The following is a 22,277-nucleotide window of genomic DNA, read 5'->3' as shown; positions in this document are numbered from 1 at the left end:
CCTCTTGTCCTCATGCGCCGGTCGGGTTGTATGGTGGTCATAATGGGCCGTAGGGGGTGTAAAGGCGTCCTCATGCGCCGGACGGGCTCAAAGATGTCCTCAATCGCCGGACGGGCTTGATTTCCCCGCCCGTCCGGCACCACCCAGCCCGTCCGGCGTTTGAGGACGGAACCCTCGCCCGGTGGGGCGGCACCCCCGCGTCGTCCCAGCCCGTCCGGCGCTTGAGGACGGAACCCTCGACGGGGGACGGTCAACCCCCCGGCGGCGGCCGATGCGGCGGATGCACCGGATCCCGGGGATCGTCCTCCGGATGCGGTGCCTGCGGATAGGACCGCGTACGGGGATCACGGGGATCGGGCCCCGTGTACGGGTCCACCTCCGGCTCCGGCCACGGCGACGTCTGCACGGACATCCCCGGCTCCTGCGTGGGCGGCCAGGTATCCACCTGATCCGCCGCCGGCACGGCGAACGGCTCCACCGGCTCCCGCTCCCGCACCGGCCCCCGCGACCGCTCCCGCCGGCTCCGCCGGCCACTCATCAGCAACGCCCCGATCAACATCAGCAACCCGCCCGCCACCGCGTTCGCCACCCCCACCTGCAACCCCGCCCCGTCCCCGCCCACCGTCAGCGACCCCGCCGCCTGCCCCTGGCGGACCATCCACAGGATCGTGAAGCCCAGCACCACCAGGCCCGCGAGGGCGACCACGAGCCGCGACCGGAGCACCACGCCCAGGATCACCAGCAGCGCCGCCGCCAGGAACGGCAGCAGGATCGAGACCAGCACCCCCGACTCCGTGGCGGTGATCCCCTCGAACAGGTCCCGCATCCGGTAGTCGCGCCCGGTCCGCCCGTCGTACCAGTCGCGGAACGGGCTCAGCACGGCCGAGGCCGCCCCGGCCAGGGCGACGAGCGAACCGAGGACGTTGCGGATCATCGTCAGCCTCCAGGGGCGCCGGCCCGGCGCGTACGCGAGCGTCCCCCGCAGCCGACGCTACGCCGGGACGATCACCCCCGCCACGCAGACCATGACCGGACCGTGACAGGGTCATGACCTGAACATGCGTCGCGCACGGCATGCTGAGAAGGGCAACGCACGCCACCGGCACGACATCCGGCAACAAAACTCAAGGGGGGCTGCATCCATGATGCGGCGACAGATGAAGTTCGCGGCGGTCCTGGTCGTGGTGGTGCTCGCGCTCACCGGATTCACCACCTCCACCAGCGGCGGCAAGAGCAAGGGCGGCAAGAGCAGCAGCTCGGGCGGCGGTGGCTGCTCCAGCTCGAAGAAGAGCAACAACGGCTACCGCGACACGGACTACGACGACGACTACGACGACTCCTCGTCGTCCGGCTCCTCCTACGGAACCCCGACGCCCACCGCGTCCGACGCCCCCGCCGTCCGGGTGATCCGCTGCGCCGCGCCGCGCAAGGGCAAGCGCAAGGCGGTCACCTCCTCGCTGGTCGAGCTGCGGGCGAACGAGCCGGGCTCGCAGGAGTACGAGATCGACGTGCGGTTCGTCGACGCCCTCGGCAACACCGTGGACACCGCCGAGACCACCACGAACCTCGACGGCGGCGAGGTCCGCACCCTCACCGTGCGGATGGAGAGCCCCGGCAAGGTGTCCCGGGTCAAGCGCTGCGAAGTGACCGCCGTGGCACTCTGAGCCGACGCGACCTGCCCGGGCGGGGCGGGCGGACGCGGATCACCGCACCCGGGGCTGCCCGCCCCCGCCCCCGCCCCGAGCCTCGAACAGCTCCGCCTGTCGCTCCGGGGCCAGATTGCCCAGGGCGATCAGCGCCGGGGCCTGGGCCATCGCCTGGACCCGGGCCGCCTCCTTCGCGGACCACACCGCCCGGACCGTCCCCTGGACCGCCTCCGTCGGGCAGCCGGCGATCACCGCAGCCGCCCGCAGCGCCGCCGCCACCGCGCAGCCCGGCTCCGTCACCTCGCTGACCAGCCCGACCGCGTACGCACGCTCGGCGCTCACCCGTTCCGCGGTGCCCATCAGGGACATCCGGGCGACCTCCCCGTACGGCATCCGCTGGGCCATCGCGATCGCCTCGTACGCCGAGACCATCCCGTACGTCGTGTGCGGGTCGAAGAACGTCGCCTCCCGGGACGCGACGACGAACTCCGCCTCGCCCAGCAGGTAGAACGCCCCGCCGCAGGCCATCCCCTCCACCGCCGCGATCACCGGCTTCCACAGGTCGTTCGCCTTGGGGCCGATCCGCAGGAGGGGGTCGTCGACGGCGTACGGGGACGGGGGCTGCGGGACGGTGACGCCCCGGTCGATCCCCGTACTGAAGGCACGTGTTCCGGCCCCGGTGAGGACCACGGCCCGCACCGACTCGTCGAACCGCAACTCCCGCCACAGCAGTGACAGTTCCTCGGCGGTCTCCAGATCGATCGCGTTGAGCTTGGCCGGCCGGTCCAGGGTGACGAGCGCGACCCCGGTGTCCTCGTCCCGCTCGGTGCGCAGCGCCATCGCTCACCGCTCCAGGAGCCAGCGGACGAGCGTGACGCCGGGTGCGCCGCCGGAGGCGACCGGGCAGAAGAGCGCCCGCACCGGAGCGCCGATCCGCAGCCGTGCCGGGTCGACGGAGTTCAGCGGCGCGTCGGGGGAGGCGACGACGTTCCCGGCCAGCCGGATGTGCGGGGCTTCGACCAGCTCCACCAACACCGCGTTGTAAGGCGCCTGTTCGGCGTAGGCGGGGAGCAGCGGTGGGTGCGGGAGGACATACGACCAGAGCCGGCCGCGCCCGCTCATCTCCCGCCAGTCCCGCTCGAACGACCCGCAGTGCGGGCAGCAGGGCCGGGGCGGGAAGCGCAGTTCGCCGCAGGCGGCGGAGGCGCAGGCCTGGACGCGCAGTTCGCCCCGGGCGGCGTACTCCCAGAAGGGCGCGCCGTCCTCGTCCACGACGGGAAGCAGCAGGGAATCGTTCACGTCCATCTCCTCAACTCCTCAGCAGGACAGCTGACGTCGGCACGCCCTCGCCGGCGGTGACCAGGCAGGTGGCGGCGTCCGGCACCTGGGCGGTCGAGGTGCCGCGCAGTTGCTTCACGCCCTCGGTGATGAGGTTGAAGCCGTGGACGTACGCCTCGCTCAGCCCTCCGCCGCCGGTGTTGATCGGCAGCCGCCCGCCGCTCTCCAGCGCCCCGCCCTCGGTGAACGCCCCGCCCTCGCCGCGCCCGCAGAAGCCGTAGCCCTCCAGGGAGAGCGGGACGAGCGGGGTGAACGCGTCGTAGATCTGGGCCACATGGACATCGTCCGGCCCGAAGTCGGCCTGTTTCCAGAGCTGTCGGGCTGCGGTCCAGGCGGGGCCGGTGAGCGGGTCGTCGTTCCAGTAGTTGACCATCCCGTGGTGCTGGGCGGGCAGCCCCTGGGCGACGGAGTGGAGGTAGACGGGCTTCTGCCGGCAGTCGCGGGCGCGTTCGGCGGAGACGATGACACAGGCCAGCGCCCCGTCGGTCTCCAGGCAGTTGTCGAAGAGGCAGAGCGGTTCGCTGATCCAGCGGGAGGTCATGTACATCTCGCGGGTCAGCGGGCGGTCGTACATGATCGCGGCGGGGTTCTGGTTGGCCCGGTTGCGGCAGGCGAGCGCCACGTTGAAGAGGTGGTCGCGGGTGGCCCCGTACTCGTGCATGTAGCGCCGGGCGAGCAGGCCGATCTCGTCGGCGGGCCGCAGCAGCCCGTAGGGCCGGGTCCACTGGGCGGGCGTGGGGAGTTGGACGGCGGTGTTCTTCCACGGGCGGGGCCCGGAACCGCGCTTGCGCGACCGCCAGGCGACGCCGACGCTCGCCTGTCCGGTGGCGACGGCGGCGGCGAGATGGGCGAGGGTGGCGCACGAACCCCCGCCCCCGTAACCGACCTTGGAGAAGAAGGTGACGTCCCCGGCCCCGATCGCCTTGGCGACCTCGACCTCGTCGGTCTCCTCCATCGTGTACGAGGCGAAGCCGTCGACCTCCGACGGGGCGATCCCGGCGTCATCGAGGGCCGCCAGGATCGCCCGGCAGGCGAGCGTCTTCTCGGACTCCGGGAGCCGTTTCGCGAACGCCGTCTGTCCTATCCCGGCTATCGCCGTCGCGTCCTTGAGCGTCGCCATCCGCTGACCTCCCGCACTGTCGCGCCTGCTGACAGCGGCAGAGGCTACCGCTAATCTGACGGATAGTCAGCTAGTGCGGCGGCGGGAAGGCGGGCGCGTGATGCGGGGCGACGAGGAATGGGGCAGCATCCCGGGGCTGGTACGGGCGGCGGCCGAGCGGTACGGCCCGGCGGAGGCGGTGGCCGACGGCCGGACCCGGCTCTCGTACGCCGAACTGGGCGACCGCGTGGAGCGCGCCGCCGCCGCGTGCATCGCCGCCGGGGTCGAGCCGGGGGACCGGGTCGCGATCTGGGCGCCGAACACCACGGACTGGATCGTCTCCGCGCTCGGGGCGGTGACGGCCGGCGCGGTGCTGGTCCCGCTGAACACCCGCTTCAAGGGCGCGGAGGCGGCGTACATCCTGCGCCGCAGCCGGGCGCGGCTGCTGTTCGTCACGGGCACCTTCCTGGGCACCTCGTACGTGGCGTCGCTGCGGCGGGCGGAGGTGAGACTGCCGGACCTGGAGCGGGTGGTGGTGCTGGCGGACACGGCCCCCGAGGACTACACGAGCTGGCCGGACTTCCTGGCGGGCGGGGCGGGCGTACCGTCCTCCGCCGTACGGGAGCGGGCGGCGGCCATCGCCCCCTCGGACCCCTCCGACATCATCTACACCTCGGGCACCACGGGCGCCCCCAAGGGTGCGGTCATCACGCACGCCCAGACGCTGCGCGCGTACGAGATCTGGAGCGAGCTGGCGGGTCTGCGCGAGGGCGACCGCTATCTGATCGTGAACCCCTTCTTCCACACCTTCGGCTACAAGGCCGGGATCATCGCCTGTCTGACGCGGGGGGCCACGATGGTGCCGCAGCCGGTGTTCAACGTGGACACGGTGCTGGCGAACATCGCGGCGGAACGTATCTCCGTGCTGCCCGGCCCGCCCACGCTCCACCAGTCCCTGCTGGACCACCCGGCGCGCGCGGCCCACGACCTGTCAGCCCTCCGCCTCGTGGTCACCGGGGCGGCGGTGGTCCCGCTCCAGCTCGTGGAACGCCTGCGCAACGAACTCCACATCGCCACGGTCCTCACGGCGTACGGCCTCTCCGAGGCGAGCGGCATCGTCACGATGTGCCGCCGGGGCGACGCGCCGGAGACCGTGGCCACCACCTCGGGCCGCGCGATCCCCGGCACCGAGATCCGCGTCCTGGCGGAACCGGGCGCTCCGGGCGAGGTGCAGGTCCGCGGCTTCAACGTGATGACCGGCTACTTCGAGGACCCGGACACGACGGCGGTCACGATGACCGAGGACGGCTGGCTCCGCACCGGCGACGTGGGCGTCCTGGACGCGGCGGGCAACCTGCGGATCACGGACCGGATCAAGGACATGTTCATCGTGGGCGGCTTCAACGCCTACCCGGCCGAGATAGAGCAGCTTCTCGGTCTCCACCCGGACGTGGCCGACGTCGCGGTCATCGGCGTCCCGGACCCGAGGCTCGGCGAGGTCGGCAAGGCGTACGCGGTCCGCCGCCGGGGCGCGACGCTCACGGCGGACGACCTGATCGCCTGGTCCCGCCGCGAGATGGCGAACTTCAAGGTCCCGAGGGCGGTGGAGTTCATCCCGGAGCTTCCGCGCAACGCGAGCGGCAAGGTGGTGAAGGGGGAGCTGCGGCGGCGGTAGGCCTTGAGTGGGGAACCTTTGTTCGGTTTCGCTGTATGGGTGAACGGGGAGGGCGTCGGGGCTCTCCTGGCGGTATGGTCGAGAGTATGGCAACCAAGAAGTACACGGTCACCCTGCCTGAGGAGCTGGCGGAGGAGATCCGGAGCGAGGTGGGCCCCGGCGCCTTCAGCGCGTATGTCGCGCGGGCCGTAGAGCGGCAGCGTGAGCATGACCGGCTGGGGGAGCTGGTGGAGCGCCTTGAGGGCGAATACGGCCCCGTCGCCGACGCCGACCTGACGGCAGCCGAGGCCGAGCGCCGCGAGATCGAGCAGTGGTTCACCGACCAGGAAGCGGATGCCCCCGCGCGCCGGGGCGCGTCGGCCGCCTGATGCCGGACATCACGTACGTACTGGACTGCGAGGCGGTCTCGCGGGCGGCTCTCGGCAACTCGGAGATGAAGAGCCGCCTCAAGGACGCGCACCGGGCGGGCATCCGTGTGGTGACCAGTTCGATGACCCTGATCGAGGCGTACCACAGCAAGATCCGGCGGCCGGTGTGGGACTGGGCGATGTCCGGGATCGTCGTCGAACCCGTCACCAAGGACATCGCAGACGAGGCGATCCGCCTCCTGCGCGAGGCCGGACTGCACGGCCACAAGTACGCCATCGACGCCGCGCTCGCCACCATCGCGAATCGGCAGCAGGGCCGGACGGCGCTGTTCACGTCAGACGTGGACGACCTGGGCAAGCTGTGCGGGAAGAAAGTTCAGCTGCGGGCCCTCTAGCCGTCGCCCCGCACACGCGGGAGGGGCCCGAGCGTTTCCCCCGTCTCGGGCCCCTCCCACATTCCCCCGTACCGCGACCGCGGCGGCTCCCCCTCGGCGTCGCCGCGGCCGTTCCGTGTCATGCCGGACGGCTAGGGCTTCTCTCCGGACATGTGGTCGTCCTGCGGCTTCGCGACATTCTTGTCCGCACCGGACATGTGGTCGTCCTGGGGCCCGACGACGCCCTTGTCTCCCCCGGACATGTGGTCGTCCAGCGGCTTCGGACTGATCGTGGGCTTGTTGATGTCGCTCATGGTTCGCTCCAACGTGGATCAGCGGACAAGATCGGAAAGCCCGTCCGGCGACTCCCCCGGAGGTCGCCGGACGGGCAGGGGCCGCCTAATCTAGCGCCGCGGCCGTCGGGAGATCCGTCTGCCCCCCGACGCGACGGATCTCTACTGATGAGAGTGCCGTGGGGGGATAAACGAACGATGAACGTCCTGTCAGGGACGCCTTTGGTCCACGGTCAGGGGGGACAGAAGGGTGCGAACCTCCGCCGCTTCCTGCGAGCCGTGGTTCTCGAAGATCGTCAGCGCTTCGACCCAGCAGGCGTGCCCCCGGTCCACCTGGCCCAGCAGCTTCAGAGCCTTCCCCAGAACGGTCAGCACGGTTGCGCGCCGCCACTCCCCACCGATACCCCGCAGAGCGATGGCCTGCTCGGCATGGGCGGCAGCCTGAGTCGAACGGCCGGCGAGAAGGTGGAGTTCGGCCAGCCGGAAGTGTGTCATCCCTTCCCAGAGCGGCTGACGACTCTCGTGGAAGATGTCCAGGGCATCGGTGAGCTGGGTGAGGGCGTCTGCCAGGTCTCCCGCCTGGGTGAGGGCGATACCCAGGGCGTAGCGTCCGTTCGCCATACGCAGACTCAGCCCCTGGCGGTCGTATATGTCGACCCCCTGCCGGGCAAGGGTCACCGCGCTGTCCGTCCGGCCCATGGCCAGCTGCGCCCGTGACAGGTTGCAGAGGGCGCTCGCCTCGCTCGGCCCGTTGTCGTCGCTCCGGAAACTGGCGATCGCCACCTGCAGGTACTTCTCCGCCTCCGCGTAGCGGCCCTGATAGACCGCGATGAAGCCCCGGGTGTTCGCCGCGTACCCGCCGGGGATCGGGTCCTCGCCGGCCGTGGAGAGGGCCATGGCCTTCTCGGCCTCTTGCTCGGCTTCGTCGAATCGGCCCGCGAAGTGAAAGACGTTCGTGAGAGCGGTCCGGGCCCTGCCCTCGGCGTGCACATCGCCCGTACGGACGGCGGCGGCGAGCACGGCCTGAGCGGCCAGCTCGTACCGCCGGGAGTTGGCCCCGGACTCGGGCAGATCCTTCGCGGCGAGCAGGAGATCGGCCGCCCGGCGCAAGGAGGCCGAGTCGGTGCACTGGTGGGCGCACGCCAGCAGGCACTCGGCCTCCGCGTGGATCCAGTCCAGGGCGGGGCCCCGCTGCTCGAACACCAGGCCCGGCTGGTCGACGCGCGCCAGGTGATCCACCAGCCGGTCCCCCGGCCGCTCCAGCGCGTACACCCCCGCCGCCGTCGCCAGATAGAAGTCCAGCAGCCGCGACAGCGCCAGCTCCCGCTCCACCGGCGGCTGTTCGTCCCGCTCCGCGCACGCACGCGCGTAGAGCCGCACCAGGTCGTGGTAGCGGTAGCGGCCCGGAGCGGCGGACTCCACCAGGCTCGTGTCGACCAGGGCCTCCAGGAGGTCCTCCGCCGCATGCTGGTCCAGGTCCAGCAGGGCGGCGGCCGCCGCGAGGGAGATGTCCGGGCCGTCGGCGAGGCCCAGGAGGCGGAAGGCGCGGGCCTGGGCCGGTTCCAGCTGGCCGTAGCCGAGTTCGAACGTGGCCTTCACCGCGAGGTCGCCCGCCTGCAACTCGTCCAGGCGGCGGCGCTCGTCCGCGAGCTTCGCGGCCAGGACCGACACCGTCCAGGTGCGGCGGGCCGCCAGACGGGAGGCGGCGATACGGATGGCCAGGGGCAGGAAGCCGCACGCGGCCACCACGTCGAGGGCCGCCTCGCGCTCCGCGCCCACCCGCTCCGCGCCGACGATCCGGGTGAAGAGCTGGAGCGCCTCCTCGGGCGACATCACGTCCAGGTCCACCAGATGCGCCCCGGCCAGGTCCACCATCCGCACGCGGCTCGTCACCAGTGCCGCGCACCCCGGCGTACCGGGCAGCAGCGGGCGGATCTGGGCGGCGTCGTGGGCGTTGTCGAGGAGGATCAGGATGCGGCGGCCGTCCAGCGTCGAGCGGTACAGCGCGGCCCGCTCGTCCAGCGTGTCCGGGATCGCCGAGTCCGCCGTGCCGAGGGCCCGCAGGAACGAGCCGAGGACCGTCTCCGGCTCGGCGGCCCTGGCCCCCGCGCCCTGGAGGTCGACGTAGAGCTGCCCGTCCGGGAAGTGCCGGCGGGCCTGGTGGGCGACGTGCACGGCCAGCGTCGTCTTGCCGACGCCGCCGATCCCGGCCACCGCGGAGACCGCCATCACCGAGCCCTCGGCGGTGGCGAGCCGGCTGCCCAGCTCCGATACGAACGCGGACCGGCCGGTGAAGTCCGGCACCGTGGCGGGGAGCTGTGCGGGGCGCAACGGCGCGGGCGCGGGGGCCGGTTCGTCCGCCGGGCGGGCCAGCTCCTCGTCGGCGCGCAGGATCCGCTGCTGGAGCTGGGCCAGTTCGGGGCGCGGGTCCACGCCCAGCTCCTCCGCGAGGAGCCGGCGGGTGTCCGCGTACACCGCGAGGGCCTCGGCCTGCCGGCCGCTGCGGTACAGCGCCACCATCAGCAGCTCGCGCAGCCGCTCGCGCAGCGGGTGCGCGGCGGTGAGCGCGGTCAGCTCGGAGACGGCCTCCGCATGGCAGCCGACCTCCAGGTCCAGGTCGAGCCGGGTCTCGGTGAGCTGGAGCCGCCACTCCTCCAGCCGGGTCCGCTGGTTGTCGGCGTACGGTCCCGGCACCGAGGCCAGCGCCTCGCCGTCCCACAGCCCCAGCACCTTGTTGATCAGGGTGCGTGCCTGGCAGCGGTCCCCGGCCGCGCGCGCCTTCTCCGCCTCGCCCGCCAGGTCCTCCGCCAGGGTGAGGTCGAGCGCACCCCGGCCGATCCGGATCGCGTACCCGCCCGACTCGCTGACCAGGGTGTCCTGGCCCAGGATCTTGCGGAGCCGGGAGGCGTACGTCCGGATCGTGGCCAGTGCCTGCGAGGGCGGGTCCTCGCCCCAGAACGCGTCGATCAGCTCGCCCGCGGTGGCCGTCCGGCCCTCACGCAGCAGCAGCGCGGTCAGCAGGGCGCGCTGCTGGGGCGAGCCGGAGGACAGCAGCTCCGGGCCCCGCCAGGCCCGTACGGGGCCGAGCACGGTGAACCTGAGGGCGTCCGCCGTTCCCGGTTTCTCCGGAGCACGCTGCTCCGGTACGCGCACGCGTGGCCCGTTGTCACGGTCCATTGATGCCCCCTGTCCTGCTCGCCTGCCGGTCCCGCTCGTCTGCGGATCCTGCCGGTGGTGCCCGCGCCCGAAAGTCCGCCGTGCGCCGAAGTGCGGTGTGCATCCGGATGGCGCGGTACCGCTGGTATCGCGCTCAACAGTCTGCCTTGTCCCGGGCGGACTCGTCAGCAGTGGGTGACGCTCTGCACAAGCCCTCGACAACGATTCGGGAACCGCGCACCGTGCCGTGCTCCCCGCCGGATCCCACGTCAATGCGCGCACACTAGCTGACGGTTCGTCAGATCGACGCTACCGTGGAACGCATGGAGACCTTCCCGAAGATCATCTCGGTGGACGACCACACGGTGGAGCCCGCTCATGTCTGGCGGGACCGGCTCCCGTCCAGGTACGCGGACTCCGGACCCCGCGTCGTCCGCGCACCGCTGAAGGAAATGACCTTCATGGGCGGCAAGTTCGCGCCCGTGATGGGCGCGAAGGGCGACGACGGGCCGGTCGGCGACTGGTGGGTGTACGAGGACCTGCACCGCCCGCTCACCCGCCTGGACACGGCTGTCGGCTACGACAGGGACGAGATCAAGCTGGAGATCATCACCTACGAGCAGATGCGTCCGGGCTCCTTCTCGGTCCCGGACCGGCTCGCCGACATGGACGTCAACCACGTCCAGTCCGCGCTCTGCTTCCCGACCTTCCCGCGCTTCTGCGGGCAGACGTTCACCGAAGCGAAGGACCGCGAGCTGGGGCTCCTCGGCGTGCGCGCGTACAACGACTGGATGGTGGAGGAGTGGTGCGGCCCCGAGGCGCACGGCCGCCTCATCCCGCTCACCCTGGTCCCGCTGTGGGACGCGGAACTGGCCGCCGCCGAGGTACGGCGCAATGCGGCGCGGGGCGTGCGCGCCGTCGCATTCTCCGAGATACCTCCCCATCTCGGGCTCCCGTCCATACATACGGACGACTGGGATCCGTTCCTCGCGGCCTGCGACGAGACGGGCACCGTCATCGCCATGCACATCGGCTCCTCGTCGAGGATGCCGTCCACCTCCGCCGACGCGCCGCCCGCCGTCGGTTCCACCATCACCTTCGCCAACTGCTGCTTCTCGATGGTCGACTGGCTGATGAGCGGCAAGTTCGAACGCTTCCCCAACCTGCGGATCATGTACGCGGAGGGGCAGATCGGCTGGATCCCGTACATCCTGGAACGCGCCGACGTGGTCTGGGAGGAGAACCGGGCCTGGGGCGGCGTCGCCGAGAAGGTCCACCGGCCCCCGTCCGAGCTGTTCGCCGAGCACGTCCACGGCTGCTTCTTCGACGACGCCTTCGGGCTGAGGAACCTCGACGCGATCGGCGTCGGCAACGTCCTGTACGAGACGGACTACCCGCACTCCGACTCCACCTGGCCCCGCTCCCGCGAGGTCGGCGAGGAGCAGATGGGCCACCTCGCCCCGGATGTCGTCGACCGGATCGTGCGCGGCAACGCGATCGAGCTGCTGGGACTCACGGAGGACGGGCTCTGGGCGGGCCCTTGAGCCTCGGTGCCCAGCACGTGCGTACGGGGAGGGGGCCCGCGCCTCCCCGTACGCCCCGCGTCAGCTCTTCGCCACCGGCTCCTGGAGCTCCGTCACCCACTGCGTCCGGTCCGGCGGGCACTCCAGGTTGACCTCGCGGCTGTAGCCCGTGGAGCGGTAGCCGTTGGCGTCCAGCCAGCCGGCCAGGGTGTGGGTCGCCGGCAGTACGTCGTCCATCGCGCCGCGGTGCACGATCGTCGCCGCCTCGAACGCCGGCAGCTCCACCACCCGCACTCCCGTGTCCCCGACCGCGCCCACCGGGGCCGACACCGTCACCCCGGCGTGCACGACGATCGCGCCGCCGCCCCCGGGCTGGTCCTCGTACCGCGCGATCCCGGGGCCGGTGGGCCGCACGCCCGCGCCCTCCAGGAGCGGGAAGAGCCGCTCGTACAGCGGGCCGATCACCGGCCCGATGTCCTGCGGCTGGTAGCTCGCGGCCGTCCCGGTCAGCTCGGCCACCCGGACCGCCGGAACGGTCTTGATCACAACGTCGTCGGCAGGCATGCGCCCCTCGCTCTCGATCGACCGGAGCCTCGCCTCGACCCGGGCCAGCCGCGCCGTCGCGGCTGCCGCGGCCTCCGCCAGCTCCGCCCGCCGCAGCCGCAGCATGCCGCGCAGCTCCTCCGGACCCACCTGCTCGTCCAGGACCGCTCCCACCTGCTGGAGCGTGAAGCCGAGGTCCTTGAGCGCGATGATCCGGTTGAGCCGCCCGAGCTGGGCCGCGCCGTAGAGGCGGTAGCCGGTGGCGGGGTCGATGCGGACCGGGCGCAGCAGCCCGATGGCGTCGTAGTGACGCAGCATCCGGGGCGACACCCGTCCGTACCTGGCGAAATCTCCGATGGTGAACATGATGGCTCCCACTGCACCGCCTCACACGGTGTCAAGGTCAAGCTACGGCCGGACCCGGGCCACCGCGCACAGGCAGGAGCCCCGTTCCTCCGCCGAAGCGGGGGAGCGGGGCTCCTTGGTTACTGCTGTGTACGGCCGCGATCGACCGACCCGGGCAACTAGGCCGGGGTGACGTTCTCAGCCTGCGGACCCTTGGGTCCCTGAGTGACGTCGAAGTTCACGACCTGGTTCTCCTCAAGGGAGCGGAACCCGGACGCGTTGATCGCGGAGTAGTGAACGAAGACATCCGGGCCGCCGCCGTCCTGGGCGATGAAGCCGAAGCCCTTTTCAGCGTTGAACCACTTGACGGTTCCGGTAGCCATAAGCCCTCCTTGGGCCAAAGGGTTGCCCTGCTCCAGAACCTGCAAACAAGTCTGAAAACTACAAAAGCCTGCGGGTTACATGCTCCGCAGGCTCTGTACTGCAAGGGAAACCAAACTGCAACTTGCGGGCGAGCCTAGCACGCAGTCTCCGGAGAGCGGTAGAGGGAAAGATCACTTCACCCGAAGGTTTGACGGCCCCCGTCGGGCGTCTGACGGGAGGGCTGCGCGGGGGCCTTCGGAAGGGGGCGCGGAGTGGCGTACGGGCGGGGCGCGGGGCGGGGCGCACGGGCCCCGGTGGTGCCCGCGGCCGGATGCGGGTCTAGCCTCGCGATGTGGACAATTCAACCGTCTCCCCCCGCGAAGGCGACGACGACCGTCGCAGCCGGCCCCGCGTCGGCCACATCCAGTTCCTGAACTGCCTCCCCCTCTACTGGGGCCTGGCGCGGACCGGAACCCTGCTCGACCTGGAGCTCTCCAAGGACACCCCGGAGCGGCTCAGCGAGCAGCTGATCAGGGGGGACCTGGACATCGGCCCGGTCACCCTCGTGGAATACCTGCGCAACGCCGACGACCTGGTGGCCTTCCCCGACATCGCGGTCGGCTGCGACGGGCCCGTGATGTCCTGCGTGATCGTCTCCCAGCTCCCGCTGGAACAGCTCGACCGGGCCCGGGTGGCGCTCGGCTCGACCTCCCGTACCTCGGTGCGGCTGGCCCAGCTGCTGCTGGCCGAGCGCTACGGCGTGCGGCCCGACTACTACACCTGCCCGCCCGACCTGGGCCTGATGATGCAGGAGGCGGACGCCGCCGTGCTGATCGGCGACGCCGCGCTGCGCGCCAACCTCCACGACGCCCCCCGGCTCGGGCTCCAGGTCCACGACCTGGGCCGGATGTGGAAGGAGTGGACGGGGCTGCCGTTCGTCTTCGCGGTCTGGGCGGCCCGCAAGGACTTCCTCGCCGCGCACCCCGAACAGACGGCCCAGGTCCACGAGGCGTTCCTGGCCTCCCGGGACCTCTCCCTGGAGGAGGTCGCCAAGGTCGCGGAGCAGGCGGCCCGCTGGGAGGCCTTCGACGCGAAGGTGCTGGAGCAGTACTTCACGACGCTCGACTTCCGCTTCGGCCCGGACCAACTGGCCGGCGTCCGCGAGTTCGCCCGCCGCACCGGCCGGGACACCGGTTACCCGGCCGACGTCCGCGTGGAGCTGCTCGGCGGCTGAACCGGGGATCTCGGCGGCCGCACATCCGGGAAAGGAAGAATTCCCTTTCCCGTTCCCGGGCAGGCAATCCCGATAGGCCTGCCGGCTGCGGAATGACGGGCGGCGCAACAACACATTCGCGCCTTTCCCCGGGGCGAAAAGATCCCCTCCTGACCGGAGAAGGGGGAATGGTCCGGCCGTTTCCCGGTGACCACGCCGGTGGCGCGCCCTAGGCTTCGGTCCGGGTCCGGGCCGTCCACACGGTTGACCGTCGGCAGTTCACCGTCCGCAGGGGTCACAGGGGGAGTCCAATATGCAGCCGCTGGAAGCGGGCGAACCGCACACCATCGGTGCCTACCGGCTGCTCGGCAGGCTCGGCGCGGGCGGTATGGGCCGGGTCTATCTCGGCCGCAGCGCGGGTGGGCGCACGGTCGCGGTCAAGGTGGTCCACCCCCACTTCGCCCTCGACGAGCAGTTCCGCGCCCGGTTCCGGCGCGAGGTGGAGTCCGCCCGGCGCATCGGCGCCCAGTGGACGGCCCCCGTCCTGGACGCCGACCCGGACGCCCCGGTGCCGTGGGTGGCCACCGGTTACGTCGCCGGGCCGCCGCTCTCCCAGGCGGTCACCGAGCACGGTCCGCTGCCCGAGCACGCGGTACGCACCCTGGGCGCGGGTCTCGCCGAGGCCCTCGCGGCCGTCCACGACCAGGGCATCGTCCACCGCGACGTGAAGCCGTCCAACGTGCTGCTCGCTCTCGACGGCCCCCGCCTCATCGACTTCGGCATCGCCCGGGCCCTCGGCGCGACCGTCTCGCTGACCTCCACCGGGGTCTCCGTCGGCTCGCCCGGCTACATGGCGCCCGAGCAGATCCGGGGCCGGGACGTCTCCGGCGCGGCCGACGTCTTCTCGCTCGGCGCGGTGCTCGCGTACGCGGCGACGGGCGCGGCCCCCTTCCCGGGCGACTCCTCCGCCGTACTCCTCTACAAGGTGGTCCACGAGGAACCCGAGCTGGGCGACCTGGAGGGCGAGCTGCGCGAGGTGGTCGCGGGCTGCCTCGCCAAGGACCCGGCAGCTCGCCCCGCCCCGGCCGACCTCGCCCGGGTGCTGGCTCCCGGCGGAGCGGCGGCGATGGTGGCGGGCGGCTGGCTGCCGGGCGGCCTGGTGCGCGAGGTGAGCCGGTCCGCTGTGGCGCTGCTGGACCTGGAACCGCAGGACGCGCCGGTGCAGTCGGGGCCGGTGCCCTTCAGCAGCGCGTCGCTGGGAGCGGGGGCCGGGCCTCGCCCCTGGCCGGGGGAGGCCGCACAGGGCCGGCCCGGCGTATCCGGCCCGCCCGCCCCGAACCCGCGGGAAGCGTCGTACGGGACACCGCGTCCGCAGGAAGCGCCGGGTGAAGCGCCGGGTGAAGCGGCGCCGGAAGCGACGCAGGACGACGTGCCGTTCCGGACCCCGCATCCGCAGGACGACGCGTACGGGACGCCGCATCCGCAGGACGACTACGGCCCGCCGCCCCCGCCTCCGCCATCGATGCCTCCGCGTGCCAGGTCCGCCCCCACCGGACCCCCGCCCCCGGCGCACGCCGGGACCTACCGGCAGGGCGGCGACGGCACGCGCGGCGCGAGCGGCCTGCCGGGGCAGCGGGCCGGCGACCCGCGTCTCTCCTTCACCGTCAGCGCCGAGGACCGCCGGACGACCGGGGAACGCCGCGGCCGCCGGGTCAGCTGCACCGTCGCCCTGGCCGTGGCGGGCGCGCTCGCCGTCGTCACCCTCGGCACGGGGCTGCTCGACGGCCTCTTCCCGGGCGGCGACGCCGAACAGGGCAACGACACCGCGGCGAACCCGTCGTCCTCCGCCTCCACCTCCCCGCCGGCCGGGGAGAAGCCGAAGCCCGCCGAGTCCGACGACGCGGGCGAGGCCCCGGCCGGCGAGCTGCCGAAGGCGTACGTCGGCACCTGGGAGGGGCCCGTCACCGAGAAGACGACCGGCCAGCCCCACGGCACCCTCACCGCGGTCTTCACCGCGGGGAAGCGGGGCGAGCGGGTCGTCCGGATGAGCACGACCATCTCCCAGCTCGGCATCACCGTCACCTGCAACAGCGTCGGCACCCTCGCCTCCGGCACCGCGCAGGAGCTGAACATCCGCGAGGCCACCGACCCGGACCGCCCCAGCACCCCCGGCCTGTGCACCGGCACCGAGGCCGACCTGGTCTTCCGTCTCGCCGACGACGGCACCCTGGACTACCGATCGAAGGAACGCGCCGCCGGTCTCCCGTACGGGAAGCTCACCCGGTCCGGCGGCTGATCGCGCAAGGGGCTGGCGTACGCTGGATCGGTCCGAGGATCCTCAAAAAAACCGCCGAAAGGTGACAGCCCGGTGACCGAGAAGGCCGACCTTCAGCCCGTCCTCGACCGAGCCGCCGAGGGCGGTCGGATCACCCCGGAGGAGGCGCTCGACCTCTACCGGTCCGCGCCCCTGCACGCGCTGGGCGCCGCCGCCGACGCCGTACGCCGCCGCCGCTACGCCGGTACGGAACACATCGCGACGTACATCATCGAGCGCAACATCAACTACACCAACGTGTGCGTGACGGCCTGCAAGTTCTGCGCCTTCTACGCCCCGCCCAAGGCCACCGACAAGGGCTGGACCCGCGACCTCGACGACATCCTGCGCCGCTGCGCGGAGACCGTGGAGCTGGGCGGCACCCAGATCATGTTCCAGGGCGGCCACCACCCGGACTTCGGCGTGGAGTACTACGAAGAGCACTTCTCCGCGATCAAGAAGGCGTACCCGCAGCTGGTCATCCACTCGCTGGGCGCCTCCGAGATCGAGCACATGGCCCGGATCTCGAAGGTCTCCGCCGAGGAGGCCATCAGCCGCATCCACGCCGCCGGGCTCGACTCCTTCGCCGGCGCGGGCGCCGAGCTGCTGCCCGCCCGGCCGCGCACCGCGATCGCCCCGCTCAAGGAGTCCGGCGAGCGGTGGCTGGAGATCATGGAGATCGCCCATGGCCTCGGCGTGGAGTCCACCTCCACCATGCTGATGGGCACCGGCGAGACCAACGCCGAGCGCATCGAGCACCTGAAGATGATCCGGGACGTCCAGGACCGTACGGGCGGCTTCCGCGCCTTCATCCCGTACACCTATCAGCCGGAGAACAACAAGCTGAAGGGCCAGACGCAGGCCACGCTCTTCGAGTACCTGCGGATGATCGCCATCGCCCGGCTCTTCCTCGACAACGTGGCCCACATCCAGGGCTCCTGGCTGACCACGGGCAAGGAGGTCGGCCAGCTGTCGCTGCACTACGGCGCGGACGACCTCGGCTCGATCATGCTGGAGGAGAACGTCGTCTCCTCGGCCGGGGCCAAGCACCGCTCCAACCGGCTGGAGATCATCGACCTGATCCGCAAGGCGGACCGGGTCCCCGCGCAGCGCGCCACGACGTACGAGCACCTCGTCGTGCACGACGACCCGGCGATGGACCCGGTCGACGAGCGCGTCGTCTCGCACATCTCGTCCACCGCGATCGAGGGCGGCACGGCCCACCCGGAGCTGAAGCTCCTCAACGCCAACTAGGGCCGTTCGTCTGGATCATGCCGGGCTCGCGGGGTCCGGCACGCACTCCCCCAAGCTCTCGGCTCCGCTCGAGCAGGGAGGGGCCCCCTCCCGCGTTGTCGTCAATCACCGTGGCTCCGCCATGCCTCAATCCTCCGCCTTGCAGCTGCACGCACCGGACCCCGCTCCCTGATCCGGCCTGATCCAGACGAAAGGCCCTCGCCCCCGTGCTGACCATTCACGCCGCGCCGCTGCTCCTTCCGCTCGGCGCGGCGGCCGTCGTGGACGGGGCGGTGGCGGTGGACGGCGACCGGATCGCCGCCCTCGGGACCTACGAGGAGGTCGCCGCCGCGCACCCGGCCGCCCGGGTCCGCCGCTGGCCCGGCCTCCTCACGCCCGGACTGCGCCAGGACCGGGCCGCCGAACTGCTCACCCGCTGCTACCACCCGGACCCCCGCGAGGCCGACGAGCTGGGCGAACTCCCGCTCCGGGGCGAGCAGTTCGAGCGGCTGGCGGCGACGATGGACCCGGCCCGGCGGGCGGGCAGCGTGCGGCGCGGGCTCCAGCGGATGCTGCGGCACGGCACGACGCACGTGGCGGGCCCCTTCGGCGCGGACGACCCGGCGCTGCGCACCGCCGTCGCCCGGTCGGGCCTCGTGCAGGTCCCGGCCCCGCCGGTGAGCGAGGGGCCCGGCGAGCCCCCGCCCCAACGGAACGGTCCGCCGGACCTGGATCCCTTCGCGGCGGGCGGTGATCTGGCCCGTACGGCGCACGGCCCGCTGAGGGTGGGCGGCCGGGCCGACCTCGCTGTCTTCGACGTGGCCGACGAGGCGGCGCTGTACGGGGGAGGGCCCCGGCCCTGCGTGGCGACCGTGCTCGCGGGGCGGCTCGTGCACCGCGCCCGCTGAGGCCGCCTCCCCCGCAGGCGTCACGGCACCTTCGGGCCGCCCAGATAGCGTCCCTTCGCGTCGTACGGCCAGGCGTTGGCGACGCAGCCCTTCAGTCCGTCGATCTGCTGCATCATCGCGGGCGCGGGGCGGCCCTTCCCCGGGCAGGTCTCGTGGCCGCGCCCCAGCCAGTGGCCGACCTCGTGGTTCACGATCAGCGCCCGGTACTCGGAGACCGGCCCGTCGAACTGCGGTGAACCGAGCTGCCAGCGCTTCAGGTTGACCATCACCTTCTCGCCGCCCCGGCAGTTGACCTCGCCGCGCGTGTTCAGGCCGTACTCGCCGCACATCCGGTCGGTGGTCGCCGGAGTGGCGATCCGGATCACCAGTCCGGCCGATCCGTCGGCGACCTGGCGGACCGAGCGCTCGCCGCCGTGACTCCAGCCGCGCGGGTCGGCGAGGACGTCGGCGATGTCGGCGGCGGCCCGGTCGGGGTCGACGCCGCTGCCGTTCTCCACCTCGACCCGGTAGGCGCTGCCCCCGCCCTTCGCCGTGACGCCCGCCCGGGCCACGGTGAACGTGCCGGGCCCCGAGGCGGGGATGTCCTCGGCCCGGGGGTCGTCTTCCGCCTCCGCCCCGGCCTCGGCCGACGGGCTGGTCGACGGGGTCGGCGGGGGAGGGGGCGCGGGGGCGTCCTCCAGAGGCTTTGACGCGTTGTCCGGTCCGCCCGCCGGAGCGGTACGGGAGGGGGCCGGGGTCGCGTCGGCCGGACCGCCCCCGGACTGCCAGGGGCGGCCCACGAGGAGCGCCGCCCCCGCCGCGACCGCGAGCGCCAGCACGGCGAGCCCGGCCGCCCGCCGCCGGTTCCGCTGCCGCCGCCGCACCCGGGACCGCACCGCGGACCGGGACCGCGGAGCGGGCGCGGAACGGGGAGCCGACCGGGGCCCGCTCCGGGTGGGCTCCGAACTCCGGGGCGGCGGCACGCGCAGCCGGAACGTGTCCTCGTCGCGGGCCGGTTCCCCGGACGCGGGCGGCAGGGTGCCGGTCGTGCGGCGGCGCGTCACGAGGCGGCCCCGCTCCACGCCACCGGGTTCTCGTCGGCGTACGCGATCAGCTCCCGGAACCGGGGGCTCTGGACGACCCGGACGAGGTCCTCGGCGGTGACGGGAGTGCCGCCCGCCCCGGTCGGCGCGGGCGCGACGGACAGCGCCACCGTGCTGCGGCCGTACCGGTACTGGAGGGAGACCTCCGTGCCCGTCCGGCCCTCAACGGACTGCCGGTAGGCCTGCGCGGGCGTGCCGTCGTCCAGGGTGACGGACTCGCAGGTCAGCCCCTTCTCCGGGAGGTCGCGGCAGGCGGGCTCCGGGCTCCCCGGATCCGGGCGTAGCGCCAGCCGGACGGGGTGCACGACGCCGGCGTGCCGCCCCTGGTAGGCCTCCGGGTCGTCCCCGGCCGGCAGGACGGTCCCGACCGAAGCGGGCAGCAGGGCGTCCAGGACCCCGGCCGCCTGCTGCCGGAAGTCCGCCAGGCGCTGGGCCTCCTGGGGGCCGAGGCCGGGCGGGCCCGACAGGGAGGGCGCGGGCGGCCCGGGGGGAACGGGCGGCACGGCCGCGGACTCCGTCGGCACGGGGGTGGCGGTGGGGCTCGGCATGTCGGGGAGTGGCTCCGTACGTCGGGGGGACGGGGTGGGCGTGGGGGCGGGCAGGGAGAGGGACGGTCCGGCGGGCGACGCGGGTTCCTGGTTCGGGCCCGACAGCAGCCACGGGCCGAGCACGGAGAGGCCCAGAGTCAGGGCGGTCACCGCGACGAAGGTGCCCGCGACCGCGTACGCCCGGCTCCTGGCCCGCCGCCGGTGGCCCTCCCGTACGGCGTCGGGGACCAGATCGGGCTGGAGGGACAGCGGGCCGGCCGTCCGGTGCAGGGCGTCCCGGAACAGCTCCTCGTCGGGTGTGCCGTGGCCGGGGGCGCCCTCCCCGTGCTCGCGGGGCGGCAGGAGCTCGTGCGGTTCAGGGGTCATGACCGGCCCTCAGCTTCCGGTGGAGTAGAGCTGGACGTCGCCCATCCGGGCGCGCAGGCGGACGAGCGAACGCGAGCACTGGCTCTTCACCGTGGACTCGCTGCACCGCAGGAGCGACGCGACGGTCTCCACGCTCAGGTCGTCCCAGTAGCGCAGGACGACCATCGCCCGGGCCCGGGGCGGGAGTTCGGCGAGCAGCCCGAGCAGCGTGACCCGCAGGTCGGCGCCCGGCGCGGGATTGGGCTGCGGGCGGGGCGCGTTGCGGTTGTGGGCGAGCAGATCCCTTACGGAGCGGCGGCGTTCGGCGACGAAGGTGCGCACCAGCACGGTCTTGGCGTAGGCGTCGAGGTTGTCCGCCCGGCTCGCCCTGCGCCAGTGCTGGAACAGTTTGGCGAGCGTCGTCTGCGTCAGGTCCTGCGCGCCCTCGACGTCGCCGCACAGCAGGTAGGCCGTCCGGTACAGCCGGCGCTGCCCGGTCCGGGCGTACGCCTCGAACGCGGCGCGCTCGCCGTCCGCCATGGCGGGCTCCGCCCCTGCCGGCATCCGCTCTCCCCTCTCCTCGGCTCCCACCCCTTACAGAGCACCCGTGTGCCGGAAAGGTTGAAGAGAAGTGAAGATCAGTTCGAGACGGTGTGCGCACCCGTCCACGCACCGGTCCGGGGGTGTCTCACTCCCTGGCGGATCCTGGTGTCCGAGCGAAGCGCTGTGCTAGAACAGCGCCCGTGACAGTCGATCGTTTTCTGGTGGAGTGCCTCCACATCGATCTCTGCCGCGTCTCCAGCGCATCCTGTTGATGCCGGCCGCGGCATCCTCGGTGATGCCCACGTGATGCCTGCGCGCGTCCCCGGTATCAGCACCTTGAGCGCCTTGAGCGCCTGATCCCCTCCGGGTCCCGTCCCTCGCATCGTCGCGTTCCCAGCGCCGCCCCTCGCGTGTCCCTCCGGCCTGCCTGACGCAGGTCCGGCGACGCTCCATGACTCCGGAGATCCCTCCATGCCGACCTCCCCGTCCCTGCGGGAACGGACCGCCGAAGCCGCGGCCGCTCCGGCGTCCCCGGGCCCGCCGAACGCCGGCGGCGGCCGCCGCCGTCCCGAACGCGCCGCCCTGCTGCGCCGGATCGGACTGCGGGTCCTCGCGCTCGCCGTCCTGCTCGGCGGCTGGCAGCTGGTGACCGTGCTCCAGCTGTGGTCGCCGGTGCTGGTGCCCTCGCCCGCCGCCGTGTGGCGGGCGCTGCTGGAGACCTCCGGTACGCACGACGGCGTCCGGGGCTACCAGGGGCACACCCTGGTCGAGCACCTCGGGATCAGCCTGCGCCGGATCTTCATCGGGGCCGGTGCGGGCGTGGTGGCGGGGCTCGTGCTCGGCGTCCTCATGGGGACGCTGCCGTGGGTGCGGGTGGTGCTGGAACCCGCGGTGGCGTTCCTGCGCACCCTGCCCCCGCTCGCCTATTTCAGCCTGCTGATCATCTGGTTCGGCATCGACGAGGCGCCCAAGCTGTGGCTGCTGGCCATCGCCGCGATGCCGCCGGTCGCCGTCGCCACCGCGTCCGCCGTGGCGTCCGCGCCGACGGCCCTGGTCGAGGCGGCCCGGGCGATCGGGGCCCGGCGGGGACAGGTCGTCACCTCCGTCGTGCTGCCCTCCGCGCTGCCCGAGATCCTCGTCGGCGTGCGGCTCGCCTTCGGCATCGCGTACTCCTCCGTCGTCGCCGCCGAGACCGTCAACGGACTGCCGGGGATCGGCGGCCTGATCCGGGACGCCCAGCGCTACAACCAGTCCGACACCGTCGTGCTCGGCCTCTTCGCGATCGGTATCTCCGGCCTGCTCATCGACGCGGCCCTGCGCCTGCTGGCGGACCGCCTCGCCCCGTGGCGCGGCCACGCCTGACCGCCC

The 22,277-nt window shown here is 72.8% G+C and carries 21 protein-coding genes; 10 read left to right on the top strand and 11 right to left on the bottom strand.

Translation table 11 applies throughout. From position 1 onward, the window contains the following. Window positions 1-250: 250 nt before the first annotated feature. A complete protein-coding gene (locus ACFWRV_RS26200) occupies window positions 251-934 on the bottom strand; it encodes a hypothetical protein (protein ID WP_384338187.1) in 684 nt (227 codons plus the stop codon). 208 nt (window positions 935-1,142) lie between these two features. On the opposite strand from ACFWRV_RS26200, the gene ACFWRV_RS26195 reads away from it, so the two are divergent. Next, window positions 1,143-1,664: a hypothetical protein gene (locus tag ACFWRV_RS26195; RefSeq protein ID WP_384338186.1), complete on the top strand. Its 522-nt coding sequence runs from the start codon at window positions 1,143-1,145 to the stop codon at window positions 1,662-1,664. 39 nt (window positions 1,665-1,703) lie between these two features. On the opposite strand, the gene ACFWRV_RS26190 is transcribed toward ACFWRV_RS26195, so the two are convergent. Genes ACFWRV_RS26190 through ACFWRV_RS26180 form a run of 3 tightly spaced genes read right to left on the bottom strand, consistent with a single transcriptional unit; the run spans window position 1,704 to window position 4,104 of the window. Next, entirely contained in the window at window positions 1,704-2,486 is a 783-nt protein-coding gene (locus tag ACFWRV_RS26190; protein WP_384338185.1) for an enoyl-CoA hydratase/isomerase family protein, read from the bottom strand. 3 nt (window positions 2,487-2,489) lie between these two features. Continuing rightward, window positions 2,490-2,951 carry a Zn-ribbon domain-containing OB-fold protein gene (locus ACFWRV_RS26185; RefSeq protein WP_384338184.1) on the bottom strand — a complete coding sequence of 154 codons (462 nt, stop codon included), beginning with the start codon at window positions 2,949-2,951 and terminating at the stop codon, window positions 2,490-2,492. 4 nt (window positions 2,952-2,955) lie between these two features. Further along, window positions 2,956-4,104 carry a lipid-transfer protein gene (locus ACFWRV_RS26180; protein WP_384338183.1) on the bottom strand — a complete coding sequence of 383 codons (1,149 nt, stop codon included), beginning with the start codon at window positions 4,102-4,104 and terminating at the stop codon, window positions 2,956-2,958. Window positions 4,105-4,204: 100 nt separating this feature from the next. Here ACFWRV_RS26180 and ACFWRV_RS26175 point away from each other — a divergent pair, with 100 nt between their 5' ends. From ACFWRV_RS26175 to ACFWRV_RS26165, 3 genes are all read left to right on the top strand, one after another. Further along, window positions 4,205-5,758 carry a FadD3 family acyl-CoA ligase gene (locus ACFWRV_RS26175; RefSeq protein WP_384338182.1) on the top strand — a complete coding sequence of 518 codons (1,554 nt, stop codon included), beginning with the start codon at window positions 4,205-4,207 and terminating at the stop codon, window positions 5,756-5,758. Between the two features lie 86 nt (window positions 5,759-5,844). Further along, window positions 5,845-6,126 carry a hypothetical protein gene (locus ACFWRV_RS26170; protein ID WP_384338181.1) on the top strand — a complete coding sequence of 94 codons (282 nt, stop codon included), beginning with the start codon at window positions 5,845-5,847 and terminating at the stop codon, window positions 6,124-6,126. Then, complete coding sequence (locus ACFWRV_RS26165) at window positions 6,126-6,521, top strand: hypothetical protein (RefSeq protein ID WP_384338180.1); 396 nt, start codon at window positions 6,126-6,128, stop codon at window positions 6,519-6,521. Before ACFWRV_RS26170 ends, ACFWRV_RS26165 begins: the two co-directional genes overlap by 1 nt. A 131-nt stretch (window positions 6,522-6,652) precedes the next feature. Here ACFWRV_RS26165 and ACFWRV_RS26160 read toward each other — a convergent pair whose 3' ends face one another. Together ACFWRV_RS26160 and ACFWRV_RS26155 are read right to left on the bottom strand one after the other, a co-directional pair. Continuing rightward, a complete protein-coding gene (locus tag ACFWRV_RS26160; protein WP_384338179.1) occupies window positions 6,653-6,814 on the bottom strand; it encodes a hypothetical protein in 162 nt (53 codons plus the stop codon). A gap of 189 nt (window positions 6,815-7,003) precedes the next feature. Continuing rightward, a complete protein-coding gene (locus ACFWRV_RS26155; RefSeq protein WP_384338178.1) occupies window positions 7,004-9,970 on the bottom strand; it encodes a BTAD domain-containing putative transcriptional regulator in 2,967 nt (988 codons plus the stop codon). A gap of 302 nt (window positions 9,971-10,272) precedes the next feature. On the opposite strand from ACFWRV_RS26155, the gene ACFWRV_RS26150 reads away from it, so the two are divergent. Then, on the top strand, window positions 10,273-11,493 hold the full coding sequence (locus ACFWRV_RS26150; RefSeq protein WP_384338177.1) for an amidohydrolase family protein: 1,221 nt from the start codon (window positions 10,273-10,275) through the stop codon (window positions 11,491-11,493). Between the two features lie 60 nt (window positions 11,494-11,553). Here ACFWRV_RS26150 and ACFWRV_RS26145 read toward each other — a convergent pair whose 3' ends face one another. Together ACFWRV_RS26145 and ACFWRV_RS26140 are read right to left on the bottom strand one after the other, a co-directional pair. After that, the gene (locus ACFWRV_RS26145) at window positions 11,554-12,381 is read right to left on the bottom strand and encodes a MerR family transcriptional regulator (RefSeq protein WP_384338176.1); all 828 of its coding nucleotides are present in this window, start codon (window positions 12,379-12,381) and stop codon (window positions 11,554-11,556) included. A gap of 158 nt (window positions 12,382-12,539) precedes the next feature. Next, complete coding sequence (locus ACFWRV_RS26140) at window positions 12,540-12,743, bottom strand: cold-shock protein (protein ID WP_003967102.1); 204 nt, start codon at window positions 12,741-12,743, stop codon at window positions 12,540-12,542. Between the two features lie 332 nt (window positions 12,744-13,075). Here ACFWRV_RS26140 and ACFWRV_RS26135 point away from each other — a divergent pair, with 332 nt between their 5' ends. The 4 genes from ACFWRV_RS26135 to ACFWRV_RS26120 all read left to right on the top strand — a co-directional run bounded on the left by ACFWRV_RS26135 (window position 13,076) and on the right by ACFWRV_RS26120 (window position 18,391). Beyond that, window positions 13,076-13,957 carry a menaquinone biosynthetic enzyme MqnA/MqnD family protein gene (locus tag ACFWRV_RS26135; protein ID WP_384338175.1) on the top strand — a complete coding sequence of 294 codons (882 nt, stop codon included), beginning with the start codon at window positions 13,076-13,078 and terminating at the stop codon, window positions 13,955-13,957. A 292-nt stretch (window positions 13,958-14,249) separates the two neighbouring features. Beyond that, a complete protein-coding gene (locus tag ACFWRV_RS26130; protein ID WP_384338174.1) occupies window positions 14,250-16,232 on the top strand; it encodes a protein kinase in 1,983 nt (660 codons plus the stop codon). 72 nt (window positions 16,233-16,304) lie between these two features. Continuing rightward, the gene (mqnC, locus tag ACFWRV_RS26125) at window positions 16,305-17,504 is read left to right on the top strand and encodes a cyclic dehypoxanthinyl futalosine synthase (protein WP_384338173.1); all 1,200 of its coding nucleotides are present in this window, start codon (window positions 16,305-16,307) and stop codon (window positions 17,502-17,504) included. A gap of 206 nt (window positions 17,505-17,710) precedes the next feature. Further along, window positions 17,711-18,391, top strand: coding sequence for a hypothetical protein (locus tag ACFWRV_RS26120; RefSeq protein WP_384338172.1), 681 nt, complete (start codon window positions 17,711-17,713; stop codon window positions 18,389-18,391). A 20-nt stretch (window positions 18,392-18,411) separates the two neighbouring features. Here ACFWRV_RS26120 and ACFWRV_RS26115 read toward each other — a convergent pair whose 3' ends face one another. The 3 genes from ACFWRV_RS26115 to ACFWRV_RS26105 are packed head-to-tail and all read right to left on the bottom strand — an operon-like array spanning window position 18,412 to window position 20,906. After that, window positions 18,412-19,434, bottom strand: a complete 1,023-nt coding sequence (locus tag ACFWRV_RS26115) for a DUF3152 domain-containing protein (RefSeq protein ID WP_384338171.1) — start codon at window positions 19,432-19,434, stop codon at window positions 18,412-18,414. Further along, complete coding sequence (locus ACFWRV_RS26110; RefSeq protein WP_384338170.1) at window positions 19,431-20,387, bottom strand: hypothetical protein; 957 nt, start codon at window positions 20,385-20,387, stop codon at window positions 19,431-19,433. The genes ACFWRV_RS26115 and ACFWRV_RS26110 overlap by 4 nt, the downstream gene beginning before the upstream one ends. A gap of 9 nt (window positions 20,388-20,396) precedes the next feature. Further along, window positions 20,397-20,906: a SigE family RNA polymerase sigma factor gene (locus tag ACFWRV_RS26105; RefSeq protein WP_384338189.1), complete on the bottom strand. Its 510-nt coding sequence runs from the start codon at window positions 20,904-20,906 to the stop codon at window positions 20,397-20,399. A gap of 474 nt (window positions 20,907-21,380) precedes the next feature. Between ACFWRV_RS26105 and ACFWRV_RS26100 the strand changes: the two genes are divergently transcribed. Then, entirely contained in the window at window positions 21,381-22,271 is an 891-nt protein-coding gene (locus ACFWRV_RS26100; RefSeq protein ID WP_384338169.1) for an ABC transporter permease, read from the top strand. The last annotated feature ends 6 nt before the right edge of the window (window positions 22,272-22,277 follow it).

The sequence above is a fragment of the Streptomyces sp. NPDC058576 genome (assembly GCF_042718715.1).
In the GTDB taxonomy this organism is placed as follows: domain Bacteria; phylum Actinomycetota; class Actinomycetes; order Streptomycetales; family Streptomycetaceae; genus Streptomyces.
This window is presented reverse-complemented; position numbering and strand designations above follow the sequence as displayed.

Bases quoted from the DNA above. Each gene is read 5' to 3' on its own strand.
- ACFWRV_RS26200 (WP_384338187.1), bottom strand. From the start codon at position 934: ATGATCCGCAACGTCCTCGGTTCGCTCGTCGCCCTGGCCGGGGCGGCC.
- ACFWRV_RS26195 (WP_384338186.1), top strand. From the start codon at position 1,143: ATGATGCGGCGACAGATGAAGTTCGCGGCGGTCCTGGTCGTGGTGGTG.
- ACFWRV_RS26190 (WP_384338185.1), bottom strand. From the start codon at position 2,486: ATGGCGCTGCGCACCGAGCGGGACGAGGACACCGGGGTCGCGCTCGTC.
- ACFWRV_RS26185 (WP_384338184.1), bottom strand. From the start codon at position 2,951: ATGGACGTGAACGATTCCCTGCTGCTTCCCGTCGTGGACGAGGACGGC.
- ACFWRV_RS26180 (WP_384338183.1), bottom strand. From the start codon at position 4,104: ATGGCGACGCTCAAGGACGCGACGGCGATAGCCGGGATAGGACAGACG.
- ACFWRV_RS26175 (WP_384338182.1), top strand. From the start codon at position 4,205: ATGCGGGGCGACGAGGAATGGGGCAGCATCCCGGGGCTGGTACGGGCG.
- ACFWRV_RS26170 (WP_384338181.1), top strand. From the start codon at position 5,845: ATGGCAACCAAGAAGTACACGGTCACCCTGCCTGAGGAGCTGGCGGAG.
- ACFWRV_RS26165 (WP_384338180.1), top strand. From the start codon at position 6,126: ATGCCGGACATCACGTACGTACTGGACTGCGAGGCGGTCTCGCGGGCG.
- ACFWRV_RS26160 (WP_384338179.1), bottom strand. From the start codon at position 6,814: ATGAGCGACATCAACAAGCCCACGATCAGTCCGAAGCCGCTGGACGAC.
- ACFWRV_RS26155 (WP_384338178.1), bottom strand. From the start codon at position 9,970: ATGGACCGTGACAACGGGCCACGCGTGCGCGTACCGGAGCAGCGTGCT.
- ACFWRV_RS26150 (WP_384338177.1), top strand. From the start codon at position 10,273: ATGGAGACCTTCCCGAAGATCATCTCGGTGGACGACCACACGGTGGAG.
- ACFWRV_RS26145 (WP_384338176.1), bottom strand. From the start codon at position 12,381: ATGTTCACCATCGGAGATTTCGCCAGGTACGGACGGGTGTCGCCCCGG.
- ACFWRV_RS26140 (WP_003967102.1), bottom strand. From the start codon at position 12,743: ATGGCTACCGGAACCGTCAAGTGGTTCAACGCTGAAAAGGGCTTCGGC.
- ACFWRV_RS26130 (WP_384338174.1), top strand. From the start codon at position 14,250: ATGCAGCCGCTGGAAGCGGGCGAACCGCACACCATCGGTGCCTACCGG.
- ACFWRV_RS26110 (WP_384338170.1), bottom strand. From the start codon at position 20,387: ATGACCCCTGAACCGCACGAGCTCCTGCCGCCCCGCGAGCACGGGGAG.
- ACFWRV_RS26105 (WP_384338189.1), bottom strand. From the start codon at position 20,906: ATGGCGGACGGCGAGCGCGCCGCGTTCGAGGCGTACGCCCGGACCGGG.
- ACFWRV_RS26100 (WP_384338169.1), top strand. From the start codon at position 21,381: ATGCCGACCTCCCCGTCCCTGCGGGAACGGACCGCCGAAGCCGCGGCC.